The 14,400-nt window shown below is 51.2% G+C and carries 13 protein-coding genes; 9 read left to right on the top strand and 4 right to left on the bottom strand.

From position 1 onward, the window contains the following. Nucleotides 1–18: 18 nt before the first annotated feature. The 5 genes from ispD to MUU51_RS02535 are packed head-to-tail and all read left to right on the top strand — an operon-like array spanning nucleotide 19 to nucleotide 3,616. Nucleotides 19–729, top strand: a complete 711-nt coding sequence (gene ispD / locus MUU51_RS02555; protein ID WP_258967031.1) for a 2-C-methyl-D-erythritol 4-phosphate cytidylyltransferase — start codon at nucleotides 19–21, stop codon at nucleotides 727–729. After that, complete coding sequence (gene ispF, locus MUU51_RS02550; RefSeq protein ID WP_159773687.1) at nucleotides 729–1,211, top strand: 2-C-methyl-D-erythritol 2,4-cyclodiphosphate synthase; 483 nt, start codon at nucleotides 729–731, stop codon at nucleotides 1,209–1,211. The genes ispD and ispF overlap by 1 nt, the downstream gene beginning before the upstream one ends. Next, nucleotides 1,205–2,254 carry a tRNA pseudouridine(13) synthase TruD gene (truD, locus tag MUU51_RS02545; protein WP_258967030.1) on the top strand — a complete coding sequence of 350 codons (1,050 nt, stop codon included), beginning with the start codon at nucleotides 1,205–1,207 and terminating at the stop codon, nucleotides 2,252–2,254. The genes ispF and truD overlap by 7 nt, the downstream gene beginning before the upstream one ends. Beyond that, nucleotides 2,235–2,996 (top strand): 5'/3'-nucleotidase SurE, encoded by a 762-nt coding sequence (surE, locus tag MUU51_RS02540; protein WP_258967029.1) that lies wholly within the window; start codon nucleotides 2,235–2,237, stop codon nucleotides 2,994–2,996. Before truD ends, surE begins: the two co-directional genes overlap by 20 nt. Beyond that, the gene (locus tag MUU51_RS02535; RefSeq protein ID WP_159773683.1) at nucleotides 2,990–3,616 is read left to right on the top strand and encodes a protein-L-isoaspartate(D-aspartate) O-methyltransferase; all 627 of its coding nucleotides are present in this window, start codon (nucleotides 2,990–2,992) and stop codon (nucleotides 3,614–3,616) included. Before surE ends, MUU51_RS02535 begins: the two co-directional genes overlap by 7 nt. A gap of 105 nt (nucleotides 3,617–3,721) precedes the next feature. Here the strand turns inward: MUU51_RS02535 and MUU51_RS22165 are convergent, their stop codons facing one another. Beyond that, nucleotides 3,722–3,853, bottom strand: a complete 132-nt coding sequence (locus MUU51_RS22165) for a peptidase (RefSeq protein ID WP_246316661.1) — start codon at nucleotides 3,851–3,853, stop codon at nucleotides 3,722–3,724. Between MUU51_RS22165 and nlpD the strand changes: the two genes are divergently transcribed. Both nlpD and rpoS read left to right on the top strand, forming a co-directional pair. Then, on the top strand, nucleotides 3,795–4,913 hold the full coding sequence (gene nlpD, locus MUU51_RS02530) for a murein hydrolase activator NlpD (RefSeq protein WP_374684782.1): 1,119 nt from the start codon (nucleotides 3,795–3,797) through the stop codon (nucleotides 4,911–4,913). The genes MUU51_RS22165 and nlpD overlap by 59 nt on opposite strands. A 58-nt stretch (nucleotides 4,914–4,971) precedes the next feature. After that, the gene (gene rpoS / locus MUU51_RS02525) at nucleotides 4,972–5,964 is read left to right on the top strand and encodes an RNA polymerase sigma factor RpoS (RefSeq protein WP_159773679.1); all 993 of its coding nucleotides are present in this window, start codon (nucleotides 4,972–4,974) and stop codon (nucleotides 5,962–5,964) included. Between the two features lie 129 nt (nucleotides 5,965–6,093). Here rpoS and mutS read toward each other — a convergent pair whose 3' ends face one another. Continuing rightward, a complete protein-coding gene (gene mutS, locus MUU51_RS02520) occupies nucleotides 6,094–8,655 on the bottom strand; it encodes a DNA mismatch repair protein MutS (protein WP_159773677.1) in 2,562 nt (853 codons plus the stop codon). A 217-nt stretch (nucleotides 8,656–8,872) separates the two neighbouring features. Between mutS and MUU51_RS02515 the strand changes: the two genes are divergently transcribed. Beyond that, nucleotides 8,873–10,150 carry a tyrosine-type recombinase/integrase gene (locus tag MUU51_RS02515; RefSeq protein WP_159773675.1) on the top strand — a complete coding sequence of 426 codons (1,278 nt, stop codon included), beginning with the start codon at nucleotides 8,873–8,875 and terminating at the stop codon, nucleotides 10,148–10,150. A 522-nt stretch (nucleotides 10,151–10,672) separates the two neighbouring features. Next, on the top strand, nucleotides 10,673–11,704 hold the full coding sequence (locus MUU51_RS02510) for a LacI family DNA-binding transcriptional regulator (protein ID WP_159773673.1): 1,032 nt from the start codon (nucleotides 10,673–10,675) through the stop codon (nucleotides 11,702–11,704). A 152-nt stretch (nucleotides 11,705–11,856) separates the two neighbouring features. On the opposite strand, the gene MUU51_RS02505 is transcribed toward MUU51_RS02510, so the two are convergent. Together MUU51_RS02505 and MUU51_RS02500 are read right to left on the bottom strand one after the other, a co-directional pair. Continuing rightward, entirely contained in the window at nucleotides 11,857–12,897 is a 1,041-nt protein-coding gene (locus MUU51_RS02505; RefSeq protein WP_159773671.1) for a nuclear transport factor 2 family protein, read from the bottom strand. Nucleotides 12,898–13,074: 177 nt separating this feature from the next. Next, nucleotides 13,075–14,121 (bottom strand): ester cyclase, encoded by a 1,047-nt coding sequence (locus tag MUU51_RS02500; protein WP_159773669.1) that lies wholly within the window; start codon nucleotides 14,119–14,121, stop codon nucleotides 13,075–13,077. Nucleotides 14,122–14,400: the final 279 nt, after the last annotated feature.

The raw sequence follows: 14,400 nt of genomic DNA, 5'->3' as shown, positions 1-14,400 counted from the left end.
TCAAGCCAGGATAACCGCATGGCAGCCACTTTTCCGGGCGTTTGCGCCGTGGTGCCGGCAGCCGGATTTGGCCGCCGTATGCAAACGGAATGCCCGAAGCAATATCTCTCAATCGGTAACAAAACGATTCTCGAACACGCGGTCGCCGCTTTGCTGGCGCATCCGCGTGTTGAACGCGTCATTATCGCCATTAGCGACGGTGACGCCCGCTTTCAGCAGCTCCCGCTTGCTAACCATCCACAAATCACCGTCGTTGAAGGTGGTACCGAGCGTGCCGATTCCGTTCTGGCTGGCCTGAAAGCGGCGGGCGATGCGCAGTGGGTGCTGGTGCACGATGCGGCGCGTCCATGCTTGCATCAGGATGATTTAGCGAACCTGCTGGCGCTGAGCGAAACCAGCCGCGTGGGTGGCATTTTGGCAGCACCGGTGCGCGACACCATGAAGCGCGCCGAGCCAGGTATTGCGGCGATTGCCCATACCGTTGACCGAAACGATCTCTGGCACGCGCTGACGCCGCAATTCTTCCCGCGCGAACTCCTTTTTGACTGCCTGACGCGGGCGCTCAACGAAGGGGCGACGGTGACTGATGAAGCATCGGCGCTGGAATATTGTGGCTTCCATCCACAGCTTGTCGCCGGACGGGCTGATAATATCAAAGTGACTCGCCCGGAAGACCTGGCGTTGGCAGAATTTTACCTCACTCATTGCGGATTTCAGGAGCAGGCATAATGCGAATTGGACACGGTTTTGACGTACATGCTTTCGGTGGCGTTGGCCCGATTATCATTGGCGGCGTGCGCGTGCCTTACGAAAAAGGCCTGCTGGCTCACTCTGATGGCGACGTTGCGCTGCATGCGTTGACGGACGCTCTGCTCGGTGCGGCGGCGATGGGGGACATCGGCAAACTGTTCCCGGACACCGATCCGGCCTTCAAAGGCGCCGACAGTCGCGAGCTGCTGCGTGAAGCCTGGCGTCGTATTCAGGCCAAAGGCTACACGCTCGGTAACGTCGATGTAACCATCATCGCGCAGGCGCCGAAGATGCTGCCGCACATTCCGCAAATGCGCGTGTTTATCGCAGAAGATTTGGGCTGCCATATGGATGACGTCAATGTGAAAGCCACCACTACCGAAAAGCTTGGCTTTACCGGTCGCGGGGAAGGCATTGCCTGCGAGGCCGTGGCGCTGCTGCACAAGGCTCGCCCATGCTAATGTTCAATGAGCTGACTTACCTGCACGGCAAACCGCAGGGCCAGGGGTTACTGAAGGCCAATCCAGAAGATTTTCTGGTGGTCGAAGACCTGGGCTTTTCACCCGATGGCGAAGGTGAACAGCTGCTGGTACGCATCCTGAAAAATGGCTGCAATACCCGTTTTGTGGCCGATGCGCTGGCGAAATTCCTCAAAGTGCACGCCCGTGAAGTGAGCTTTGCCGGGCAGAAGGATAAGCACGCCGTTACTGAACAATGGCTGTGCGTCCGTCTGCCGGGCAAAGACATGCCGGACTTAAGCAAGTTTGAGCTGGAAGGCTGCCAGGTGCTGGAGTACGCGCGCCATAAACGCAAGCTGCGCCTCGGGGCGCTGAAGGGTAATGCATTTACCCTGGTGCTGCGTGAAGTCAGCAATCGCGAGGAAGCGGAAGCACGTCTGCAAATCATTGCCGAAAAGGGTGTGCCGAACTATTTTGGCGCACAGCGTTTCGGTCTTGGCGGCAGCAATCTGCTTGGCGCGCTGCGCTGGGCACAAAGCGATGCGCCGGTGCGAGATCGTAATAAACGCAGTTTTTGGTTGTCTGCGGCCCGCAGTGCGTTGTTTAATCAGTTGGTGAGCGAACGTTTAAAAAAACCGGACTTTAATCAAGTTGTTGACGGCGATGCGCTACAATTAGCGGGACGCGGCAGCTGGTTTGTGGCAACGGATGAAGAGATGCCCGAGCTTCAGTCCCGCGTTGATCATCGCGAGCTCATGATTACTGCATCGCTGCCGGGCAGCGGTGACTGGGGAACGCAGCGTGCGGCTCTGGAATTTGAACAGCAAACGCTGGCGGAAGAAACGCAGCTGCAGTCGTTATTGCTGCGCGAAAAAGTCGAGGCAGCGCGACGCGCAATGCTTCTCTACCCGCAACAGATGAGCTGGAACTGGTGGGATGACGTCACCGTCGAGGTGCGTTTCTGGCTGCCGGCAGGCAGTTTTGCCACCAGTGTTGTAAGGGAACTTATCAACACCACAGGTGATTATGCGAATATTGCTGAGTAACGATGACGGGATCTACGCGCCGGGGATCCAAACCCTGGCGAAGGCCTTGCGCGAGTTTGCCGAGGTTCAGGTTGTTGCACCCGATCGTAACCGCAGTGGGGCGTCTAATTCTCTGACCCTGGAATCTTCTCTCCGTACTTTCACTCTGGAAAATGGTGACATTTCAGTGCAGATGGGCACTCCGACGGATTGTGTTTTCCTCGGCGTGAATACCCTGATGCGCCCGCGGCCCGATGTGGTCGTTTCCGGCATTAACGCCGGACCAAACTTGGGTGATGACGTGATTTACTCCGGCACGGTGGCTGCGGCGATGGAAGGCCGTCATCTCGGTTTTCCTGCGCTCGCCGTTTCGCTGAATGGGCATAAGCATTACGACACCGCTGCGGCGGTAACGTGCTCTATTCTGCGAGCTCTGGCCCGTGAGCCGCTGCGCACCGGACGAATCCTCAATATCAACGTACCGGACCTTCCGCTTTCGGAGATTAAAGGTATCCGCGTGACGCGCTGCGGCAGCCGTCATCCGGCCGATACCGTTATCCCGCAGGAAGATCCGCGCGGCAATATCCTTTACTGGATTGGGCCGCCGGGTGATAAGTGCGACGCCGGACCGGATACGGATTTTGCCGCGGTGGATGAAGGTTACGTTTCCGTCACGCCGCTGCACGTTGATTTGACCGCTCACAGCGCGCAGGAGGTTGTCTCCGGTTGGCTGGAGCGTGCAGGAGTCGGTGTGCAATGGTAAGCAAACGCGTACAAAGCCTTCTCAATCAACTGCGAAACCAGGGCATTCTGGACGAGCATGTGCTCGAGGCCATTGCTCAGGTGCCGCGCGAAAAATTCATTGATGAAGCCTTTGAACACAAGGCGTGGGAAAACGTCGCGCTGCCCATCGGTCAGGGGCAAACCATCTCGCAGCCGTATATGGTGGCGCGAATGACCGAACTGCTTGAACTGACGCCGGAGTCACGGGTGCTGGAAATCGGCACCGGTTCTGGCTACCAGACCGCTATCCTTGCGCATCTGGTGCATCACGTCTGTTCCGTTGAGCGAATCAAAAGCCTGCAATGGCATGCGCGACGTCGTCTCAAGCAGCTTGATTTACATAATGTTTCAACTCGCCACGGCGATGGATGGCAAGGATGGCATGCAAGAGCGCCATTTGATGCCATTATTGTCACGGCAGCGCCGCAGGAAATTCCGGCAGCACTCATGTCGCAGCTGGATGAGGGCGGCATTCTCGTTTTACCCGTGGGCGAGGAACACCAGGTTCTTAAACGTGTTCGTCGGCGGGGAGACGAATTTATCATCGATACCGTGGAAGCGGTTCGCTTTGTGCCCTTGGTCAAAGGTGAACTGGCGTAATACAGGAGTTTTCTTGTTTCTTTCGAGGCGTCTTTTGGCGTAGGGTGAGCACACTTTTTTTGTGTGATTTACCGTCGACTTTCACGGTTTTTAAGTCACTGGCAGTTAACATATTCCTGGGGGATAAATGAGCGCGGGAAGCCCAAAATTCACCGTTAGTCGCGTTGCGGCTTTATCACTGGTTTCACTTTGGCTGGCAGGATGCACAACGACCAGCAATGCGCCTGCTCCGGTCAGTTCCGTGGGCGGCGCGTCGTCCAGTACCGATTCCGGAATGTTAATTACGCCTCCGTCGTCCATGAACACCGCGACTCAGACGGCCCCACAACCGCAGCCGGTACAAACCGCACCGGTTCAGACTGCACCTGCTCAGCCGCAGATCCAGTCCGCTCAGCCGGTCGCGACGGCGCAGCCAACCACTGCCGAGCCAACTGTCCAGATTGTGGATGGTCATGCTGTCTACAACCGCAAATATGGTGACATTCCAAAAGGTAGCTACGCCGGTGGCAGCACCTATACCGTGAAGCGCGGCGACACGCTGTTCTATATTGCATGGGTTACCGGGAACGATTTCCGTGACCTGGCGCAGCGTAACAACGTTGCTGCACCGTACGCTCTGAATGTCGGTCAGGTTCTGCAGGTGGGGAATGCTTCCGGACAGCCAATCACCGGGAATAACGCCGTAGCACAGGCTAGCGAACAGGCCAGTACCGCCTCGGCTGGATTAGTCTCAAAACCTGCACAAAATTCCTCCGCAGTGGTTGCGTCTCAACCAACAATTACGTATTCTGAGGATTCAGGTGAACAAGGTGCTAACAAAATGTTGCCTAACAACCAGCCTGCGACTACGGTCACAGCGCCTGTTACGGCACCCGTTGCGAGCACTGCCCAACCGACTGCAAGCAGTACGTCTACCAGTTCGCCGATCTCTTCCTGGCGCTGGCCGACTGACGGCAAAATCATCGAAAACTTTAGTGGCGGCGACGGCGGCAACAAAGGTATCGATATTGCAGGCAGTAAAGGACAGGCTATCGTCGCGACCGGAGATGGGCGCGTCGTCTATGCCGGTAACGCACTGCGCGGTTACGGTAATCTTATTATCATCAAACACAACGATGATTACCTGAGCGCCTACGCCCATAACGATACAATGCTGGTCCGGGAACAACAAGAAGTGAAGGCGGGGCAGAAAATCGCTACCATGGGTAGCACCGGAACCAGTTCAACACGCTTGCATTTTGAAATTCGTTACAAGGGGAAATCCGTCAACCCGCTGCAGTATTTGCCGCAGCGATAATTTGGCGAAACAACCGTGAGGTGTGTTTCGTCCAGGGATCACGGGTAGGAGCCACCTTATGAGTCAGAATACGCTGAAAGTTCATGATTTAAATGAAGACGCGGAATTTGATGAGAACGGAGCAGAGACTTTCGATGAGAAAGCCTTAGTAGAAGAGGAACCCAGTGATAACGAAGTAGCTGAGGAAGAGCTGTTATCGCAGGGTGCTACACAGCGTGTGTTGGATGCGACTCAGCTTTACCTTGGGGAGATTGGTTACTCTCCACTGTTAACAGCCGAAGAAGAAGTCTATTTCGCACGACGTGCGTTGCGTGGTGACGTAGCGTCCCGCCGCCGGATGATTGAGAGTAACTTGCGTCTGGTGGTTAAAATTGCTCGCCGTTACAGCAATCGTGGTCTGGCTTTGCTGGACTTGATTGAAGAGGGCAATCTGGGGCTGATTCGTGCTGTCGAAAAATTCGACCCTGAGCGCGGATTCCGTTTCTCGACCTATGCAACCTGGTGGATTCGTCAGACCATTGAACGGGCTATCATGAACCAAACCCGTACGATTCGTCTGCCAATCCATATCGTCAAAGAGCTCAACGTTTATCTACGAACCGCGCGTGAGTTATCCCACAAGTTGGATCACGAGCCGAGCGCAGAAGAGATTGCTGAGCAGTTGGACAAACCGGTTGATGACGTAAGCCGTATGCTGCGTCTCAACGAGCGCATCACCTCGGTCGACACCCCACTTGGTGGCGATTCTGAAAAAGCGTTGCTGGACATCCTGGCCGATGAAAAAGATAACGGCCCGGAAGACACCACGCAGGACGATGATATGAAACAAAGCATCGTCAAATGGCTGTTCGAACTGAACGCCAAACAGCGTGAAGTGCTGGCACGTCGATTCGGTTTACTGGGGTATGAAGCAGCAACGCTGGAAGATGTCGGCCGTGAGATTGGCCTGACTCGTGAACGCGTTCGCCAGATTCAGGTAGAAGGTCTGCGTCGTCTGCGTGAAATTCTGCAGGGACAAGGTCTGAACATCGAAGCGCTGTTCCGCGAATAACACAGCCCGCGAGAAATCAGTTTCTATCCAGAAAGGTCCGTCGTTACGACGGGCCTTTTTCTTGTCTATAGAAAACAAAAAAGCCGAAAGCATGATGCTTTCGGCTTTTTTGTTGTTCACTTTGAGGGGTTACACCAGACTTTTCAGGCGGTAAATCCACTCCAGCGCCTGACGCGGAGAGAGTGAATCCGGGTCGAGATTCTCCAGCGCTTCAACGGCGGGGGCTGTTTCCTCTGGTACGGAAAGCAGGGACATTTGCGTGCCGTCGACCTGAGTTGCCCCCGCGCCTGGAGACAGGCTTTCCAGCTCGCGCAGTTTTTGCCGCGCACGCTTAATCACGTCTTTCGGCACGCCAGCCAGTGCGGCAACCGCCAGGCCATAGCTCTTGCTGGCCGCACCGTCCTGCACGCTGTGCATAAAGGCGATAGTGTCGCCGTGCTCCAGCGCGTCGAGATGGACGTTGGCTACGCCTTCCATTTTCTCCGGCAGTTGCGTGAGCTCGAAGTAATGGGTGGCAAACAGCGTCATTGCTTTGATGCGATTGGCCAGGCTTTCGGCACACGCCCACGCCAGCGATAGCCCGTCGTAAGTCGACGTGCCGCGTCCAATTTCATCCATTAGCACCAGGCTTTGCTCGGTGGCGTTATGCAGAATATTGGCCGTTTCTGTCATTTCGACCATGAACGTCGAGCGGCCACTGGCCAGATCGTCCGCTGCGCCAACGCGAGTGAATATCCGGTCGAGCGGGCCAATCTCCACCTTCTGTGCTGGCACGTAGCTGCCTATATACGCCAGCAATGCAATCAGCGCAGTCTGGCGCATATAGGTACTTTTACCGCCCATGTTTGGACCGGTAATGATCAGCATTCGACGTTGCGGAGACAACGTCAGCGGGTTGGCAATAAACGGCTCATTCAGCACCTGCTCGACCACCGGATGACGACCTTCAGTGATGCGAATACCCGGTTTATCGGTGAAGGTTGGGCAGGTGTAGTTCAGGGTATATGCACGCTCGGCCAGGTTCACCAGCACGTCGAGTTCAGCCAGCGCCGCGGCACTTTGTTGCAGGTCCGCCAGATGCGGCAGCAGCAGGTCGAAGAGCTCGTCGTACATCTGTTTTTCGAGCGCCAGGGCTTTGCCTTTCGACGTCAGAACTTTGTCTTCGTACTCTTTCAGTTCTGGGATGATGTAGCGTTCAGCATTTTTCAGTGTCTGGCGGCGAACATAATGGATAGGCGCCATATGACTCTGGCCACGGCTTATCTGGATGTAGTAACCGTGCACGGCGTTGTAGCCGACTTTCAGGGTATCCAGGCCCAGACGTTCGCGTTCGCGGATCTCAAGCTTATCGAGATAGTCGGTTGCGCCATCGGCCAGTGCCCGCCATTCGTCCAGTTCGGCGTTATAACCCGGCGCAATCACGCCGCCATCGCGTACCAGAACCGGTGGGGCATCGATGATTGCACGTTCAAGCAGTTCGCGCAGTTCGGTAAATTCACCCATCGTTTCGCGCAGTTTTTGCACGGGCGCGCTGTCGACGTTCGCAAGCTGTTCGCGTAGTTCAGGAAGCTGCTGGAAGGCGTGGCGCATTCTCGCGAGATCGCGCGGACGTGCAGTACGCAGTGCCAGACGTGCCAAAATACGTTCCAGATCGCCAACCTGACGCAGCACGGGCTGCAGTTCATCGCAGCGATCCTGCAGTGCCCCCAAAGTTTGCTGACGTTCGGTTAATACCTGCGTATCGCGCACCGGCATATGCAGCCAGCGTTTCAGCATGCGGCTGCCCATCGGCGTGACGGTACGGTCGAGAACCGCTGCCAATGTGTTTTCGATGCCACCAGCCAGGTTCTGGGTAATCTCCAGATTACGACGGGTGGCCGCATCCATAATGATGCTGTCCTGTTGGCGTTCCATGGTGATGGAGCGAATGTGTGGCAGGGAGGTGCGCTGAGTATCTTTGACGTATTGCAGCAAACAGCCTGCAGCACACAGGCCACGTGGCGCATTTTCCACGCCAAAACCGACCAGGTCGCGGGTGCCAAACTGCAAATTCAGCTGTTGGCGAGCAGTGTCAATTTCGAACTCCCAGAGCGGGCGACGGCGAAGGCCACGACGGCCTTCAATCAGCGCCGTTTCGGCGAAGTCTTCGGCGTACAGCAGCTCAGCCGGGTTGGTGCGCTGCAGTTCGGCGGCCATCGTTTCACGGTCTGCCGGTTCACTCAGGCGAAAACGTCCGGAGCTGATATCCAACGTGGCGAAGCCGTAGCCTTTCGCGTCCTGCCAGATGGCGGCCAGCAGATTATCCTGACGCTCCTGCAACAGTGCTTCATCGCTGATGGTGCCAGGTGTCACGATGCGCACAACTTTACGCTCTACGGGACCTTTGCTGGTAGCCGGGTCGCCAACCTGCTCGCAGATGGCGGCAGATTCACCCAGATTAACAAGCTTTGCGAGATAGTTTTCGACCGCATGGTACGGAACGCCCGCCATCGGGATCGGCTCACCCGCTGAAGCGCCGCGTTTGGTCAGAGAAATATCAAGCAGCTGCGAAGCGCGTTTGGCGTCGTCATAAAACAACTCGTAAAAATCGCCCATACGGTAAAACAGCAGGATCTCCGGATGCTGAGCTTTCAGCTTCAGGTACTGCTGCATCATTGGCGTGTGATTGCCTAAGTCATCCATTGTTTTCATTTGCCTTTGATTGTAATGCTGTTTGTTTTTAATGAGTTGGTGTCTTTTGTTGTTCTCTTTTTACTTCACGTGATCTCATTAGATTTCATTCAATCCCACAATTAAGTGTAGGTCAAAGTGTAGCTTTCTGAGCAGTAGATTGATAAAGTATGGCTAGCTATAGCCACAACCTACATTTATAGTTCATGAGTACATAGAACATGATAACGGAGTCTTTATGGCAGGAAAACAAGAGGGGAAGCCTCTGGCGTTTAAAACGATAGAAACGATGAAACCTGGTGACAAAGATAAAGCCGATGTTGGTGAAAACCGTGGTTTACGAGTGTCTTGTGGGGCAACTGGAATGAAGACTTTTTTCTATCGTTACACCAGTCCTCTTACGGGCAAACTTACTCAGGTTAAAATCGGTAATTTTCCACAGACATCACTTGCTGCAGCCCGTCTGAAACTCAACGAACTAAAACTTATTCGCCAGGGAGGCAGGTGTCCGGCAACTGAGCTCAAACAAGAAAAGCAGCAGCAAGCCAAAGATGCTGAAGAAAAGAAGATCCCCGAATTGACTGTTCAAGGGTTGGTTGAGCTGTATCTAACCGAGCGCATTGAAGATCGTAAAACGAAAGAGGGGAAGATTATCTCTGGTGCCAGAAAGCAGAAAGGGCAGGCTGAGGTAAGGCGTACCCTTTATGGTGATGCAGTAAAGAGTTTAGGAACAAAGAATGCCGCAGAGATTACCCGTAAAGATGTCATAGATTTGATTAATGGTATTGTAGCCCGAGGCGCAACAGTACAGGCTGGCAATGTGCTGAGGGAGTTATCACTTGCTTATGAGTTTGCAATTGGTTTAGGGCGCTTTGATGCTGCCTTCGCTAATCCAGCCCTGTTAGCCAAATCCAGTTTACGCCAGACTCGAATTAAGCTTACTAATGGTCGTGGCACTCGCTTTCTTAGCGATGCGGAGTTGGCAAAATTCCTCAAATGGCTACCAGGTTCAGCATACTCACTAACGATAAAAAACGTTCTGCGTATTACCCTCTGGACGGGGTGTCGAACCGGTGAAGTCTGCAATATGGCATGGAAGGATGTTGACCTCGATAAGGGAACAATACATCTACGTGAAACTAAAACAGGCGTTGAACGCTATGTTCAGTTGTCTACCCAGGCTATCGATTTCCTAAAAATTCTGCGTCTTAATTCAGATGTTTATCTCTTTCCCTCATCTCGAACGAAGTTACCAATACAGCAAAAGTACCTGACTGAAAATGCCTGGCGTATGCGCGAGGCAGGGCAGATGCTAGATATCCCGAGCTGGACTCCACATGATTTGAGGAGGACCGTTCGTACTGGATTATCACGTTTGCAATGTCCTAATGAAGTAGCCGAGGCCATCCTGGGACATACTCGTGGAGGTGTCGAAGGAATATACAATCTGTATAAGTATGATCGCGAGTGTAAGTATTGGCTCCAGAAATGGGCAGATTATTTGGGGTGTTTATAATGTTGAATTTTAAATGGTTTAACTGAGCGTATCCCATGACAATATACATTTCCTGTCCTCACGACGAGGCCTGTTCGACAACTTCCGGACTGATGTTGACTAAGTGGCTGTGGCGGTTGGTCAGTTATAGAGCACTTCAACGTAATCGAATATATTCGCGACCTTGGCCCAAAATCAGTTCAGCGTCCTTGGCAGTATCTCACTAAAAAGAGAGATGTCTTGCCTGATATATACAACAAGCGCCAGGCGTTTCTTGTCCTCGTTTTCGACCTGTTTATAAGAAAACCGATGGGCTTTCCGGAAAGCCCAACTCACTTGGATGGCAAGGACTCTGTACTGTTACTCCCGAATATGGCTGCGGGTTAAGCAACATCCCACCACTGCATTCTTATGCAGCGACAGTGTTGAGAAAATAAGCACCAGAGTTTACTATCTCAGATATCAATAAATTATAATGATGCACCGACGTTGAAGACTGGCATTGACCCCGGTGAGGGGTTCAAAAGGAAATGGCTGTACAAAATGGCAATAAAAAATCAACCAGATGAAGACAAGCGATACTTAAGAGCATCCTCCTACGATGTGGCACGAGCGGCAGGCGTAGCGCAATCGACTGTTTCCAGATGCTTTAAGCAAGATAGCAATATTTCGGAATCCACTCGCTCTCGAGTACTCAAGATTGCAGCCGATCTGGGCTATACCCCGAACAGTCTCGCGCGTTCTTTAATTACACAACGTTCACATATGGTCGGAGTATTTTGCTCCGAGTTTACGTTATGCAACAACCCCGAACTGGTAAATGCGATTTCCAGCGCTCTGAAACATTCCGGTATTAGCATGTTACTTATGATTGTTGAGAACGATAGTTCTATAGAAGCTACGCTACCAGAAGCCCTTGCCTATCCTCTTGACGGCCTTATTTCATGTGTCTTCATGACCGAAGAGCAAATTCAGTTGTTTGGTAAACGTAGAGTACCCATTGTCTTCTTTAATCGGAATATTCGCTCAAAAGGAATAGACTGTATTTTAACCGACCAGGCCGAAGGGGCAGCATTGATGGCATCAAAACTCCATGCGTCAGGCCATCGTCGAATTTTATGTGTCGGAGGGCCATCTGATGCGCCAGAAGATTCAGTGGGCTATACCCGATTGAAAGGGTTTCTTGAAGCCATCAACAAACTTGGTGGTATAGAAATCACCTGTATCCACGCCGACTATTCTTACGAGAGCGGCCGAAAGCAATTTTTGTCATTTTTCGCTAAATCCGCTTTGCCTGATGCAATATTTTGTGTCAACGACCAACTCGCACTTGGTGTGATGGATGCTTGCCGCTATGATTGTGGCATAACAATTCCCAAGGATGTATCAGTCGCAGGATTCGATAATGTTTCAGATGCTGGTCGACCGGTCTATAATCTGACGACGATACATCAACAAATAGTCCCGATGGCGACACGGGCGGTTGATTTGATTTTAAGGCGAATTGCGCAACCAGAATTACCGGAAGAAACCGTCCTTTTTCGTGGCATACTAATCGAGCGAACTTCAGCATAGGAATAATGGGCACCTTAACAAAAGGTTCCCATTATTTCTATGTGTGAACATTGTTCTTAATATCAGCTGTTATTGAACTTAATTGCTTGTCTTATCAATAAAAGTAACTGGCTGTTATCAGCTTAATTGCTGTGGAAGCTGTGAGCTAATAATTAATTACCCACTGTGTCATTACGAATAATCTGAGCGATAATAGCAACTTCATCGAAGATTCGCCATTCGCGAATTATCTTTCCATTTCGAAACTCAAAATGACTGGCTCCAAAAACATTTATGGGAACATTATTGGTTGGCCCATAGACAGGAGAGCCAGAATATGTCCCTTTCAACAACCAAATAGTGGCTACTCGCAATCCTAAATCCTCTGAATCATGAATACATATATCTTTTACCTCCAGTTTTCCATCAGGAATAAATGATAGCAATTCCATCGTTTCCATCTGATAAGCATTTACACCCATAACTCGACGCATTCGGACGGTCTGGCAAACAATATTATCTGCGCAATATTCGGTCACCTCGTCAAAAAATTTTTTATTCCACACGCGGTCGAATAGTGCCAGCACACTCTTACACTCTGCCCGACCAATATCTGGTCGAGGGCCTGATATTCCCTCCGTCAGGACATTATTAATCCTGCCGATCGAGGTAAAGGACGCGTTATCTGCATTTATTGGCGTTCCTAATACCGGTGATTTTTTCGCTAAATCAGAGGCAATTTTATATGGATCTAAACCAAGATTCTCAAGAACTGCAAATTCATCCCGAATAACCCACTCCTCTACGACTAGGTTATCTTTTACTAAACAATGAGCGACGCTACGGTTTACCCAATCTTTTCCTGTTGGTGGGCCGTATGTCCAGTATCCACTGTGCGTTGCATTATTTAGTACTCTGTGTGAAGAAATAAATCCATGTTCTCCGCGCTTTTCCCAAATGACATCATCATGACCGCCACCGCGATTAGGAAACGCCACCATCTTCTGCAACGAGTTGCTAATGACATTATCCATTCCATATGTTTCACCATAAGCTGTATGAACTTTTACATTTGGTGAATAGTGATCATGGATGTGACCGAGACCACGAGAAATCCATATTTTATCAGTCCAGCTGGTAATGTATTCTCGTGGGTTACGATAGGGAGCATAAGACGCTGGGTTGACTCTTGCTATTTCTTTATCAATAGTCATGGCTCTCTCGATATTAATTAGTATGAGGTATTTCAGATAATACGCTTGCCCTCATCAAAACTTAACGCCAAATAATTTAAGATAGATCATGGCTCATTCATTAATAACATGTGGGCGCAGATTCTGACTCATGTCAAATGATATTATTTGAACGCTGAGGGCGCTATAAATTTATCATTAAGCATCATTAATGGTCTGACTGCTGTTACGAGCCCGGATGATTTGCGCCATGACCGCTATCTCATCATAGATTCGCCACTCACGCAGGATTTTTCCATCTCGCATCTCATAATGTGAGGTTCCGAGAATTGTTACCGGGCTATATGTTGGTGGACCATAAAGAGGTACACCACAATAAGTCGCCTTCATAACCCAGATAACAGCAATTCGCATTCCGAGGTCGGGTGACTCATTGACGACAATATCCCGAACTTCAATCTTCCCGTCAGGAAAAGCAGCAAGCATATTTATAATTTCACGTTGGTAACACTCAATTGTCTGTTCTCTGTGCATTCTGACGGTGTGAGAAACAATTTTTGGATCACAATACATGGAAGTGCGATTAAATAGCCTCTGGTTCCAAACCTCTTCAAACATGTTTTCGATTAATTCACATTCTTTCATATAGCGATTTGGTCGCTTGCCAGACACACCTTCTATCGCAGGATTGCTAATCTTACCCACAAATGCTCCACCAGAGCCTAAATCAAGTAATTTTCCGGTTACTGGTGACGCTGCGGCCAGTTCGGTTGCAACGACTTCGGGATCCAGACCAAGTGACTGAAGTACAGCATATTCATCCCGTACGAGCCACTCCTCCACAATTTTTCCATCACGTACCAGGCAGTGGGCGACCGTACGAGAAACCCAGTCACGACCCGTTGGCGGACCATATGTCCAGTAGCCGCTATGCGTGCCCGTCTTTAAAACCCGATGTGAGGATATAAAGCTATTTTCCCCACGTTGTTCCCATACGACATCTTCTCCTGTACCACCACCGCCGTTTGGGAATGCGCTCATCTTCATGACGCTATTCTGGATCACATGCTCAATGTCGTAAGTCTCACCATAGGCAGAGTGAACCTTGATGTCATCAGCATAGTGTTCCCTAATTCGCCCAATACCGCGCTCGATCCAGATTTCATCCGTCCAGCTGAGAATATAATCCCGGGGGTCTCGATACGGAGCATAAGCAGTAGGTGAAAGATACTCGTCTAATAGCATAATCTGAACCTCAGTCTGTGAAATGATCGACAATCAAACGTATTGATGCTGTTTGTCTGACATCTAATTCCTGTAACAGCGCTTTTCCGGCCCTGCACATACCGCACTGTAGAAGAGAGCCTGCTGTAAACCCGCAGCAAGTGCTGTATATGCAGGATTACTGTCATCCGGTATCAACTAATAGCGCATACGAATGCACACTAGCACCACTTTTTGCCTTGTACAAGAACACGCGTATCAAACCCGAGAATAAAACTAACATTTCATTGACAATTATCC

The sequence above is a fragment of the Scandinavium manionii genome (assembly GCF_024764775.1).
Taxonomy (GTDB): domain Bacteria; phylum Pseudomonadota; class Gammaproteobacteria; order Enterobacterales; family Enterobacteriaceae; genus Scandinavium; species Scandinavium manionii.
This window is presented reverse-complemented; position numbering and strand designations above follow the sequence as displayed.

Excerpts from the sequence above, each read along its gene's own strand:
- ispD (WP_258967031.1), top strand. The coding sequence starts at position 19 with ATGGCAGCCACTTTTCCGGGCGTTTGCGCCGTGGTGCCGGCAGCCGGA.
- ispF (WP_159773687.1), top strand. The coding sequence starts at position 729 with ATGCGAATTGGACACGGTTTTGACGTACATGCTTTCGGTGGCGTTGGC.
- truD (WP_258967030.1), top strand. The coding sequence starts at position 1,205 with ATGCTAATGTTCAATGAGCTGACTTACCTGCACGGCAAACCGCAGGGC.
- surE (WP_258967029.1), top strand. The coding sequence starts at position 2,235 with ATGCGAATATTGCTGAGTAACGATGACGGGATCTACGCGCCGGGGATC.
- MUU51_RS02535 (WP_159773683.1), top strand. The coding sequence starts at position 2,990 with ATGGTAAGCAAACGCGTACAAAGCCTTCTCAATCAACTGCGAAACCAG.
- rpoS (WP_159773679.1), top strand. The coding sequence starts at position 4,972 with ATGAGTCAGAATACGCTGAAAGTTCATGATTTAAATGAAGACGCGGAA.
- mutS (WP_159773677.1), bottom strand. The coding sequence starts at position 8,655 with ATGAAAACAATGGATGACTTAGGCAATCACACGCCAATGATGCAGCAG.
- MUU51_RS02515 (WP_159773675.1), top strand. The coding sequence starts at position 8,873 with ATGGCAGGAAAACAAGAGGGGAAGCCTCTGGCGTTTAAAACGATAGAA.
- MUU51_RS02510 (WP_159773673.1), top strand. The coding sequence starts at position 10,673 with ATGGCAATAAAAAATCAACCAGATGAAGACAAGCGATACTTAAGAGCA.
- MUU51_RS02505 (WP_159773671.1), bottom strand. The coding sequence starts at position 12,897 with ATGACTATTGATAAAGAAATAGCAAGAGTCAACCCAGCGTCTTATGCT.
- MUU51_RS02500 (WP_159773669.1), bottom strand. The coding sequence starts at position 14,121 with ATGCTATTAGACGAGTATCTTTCACCTACTGCTTATGCTCCGTATCGA.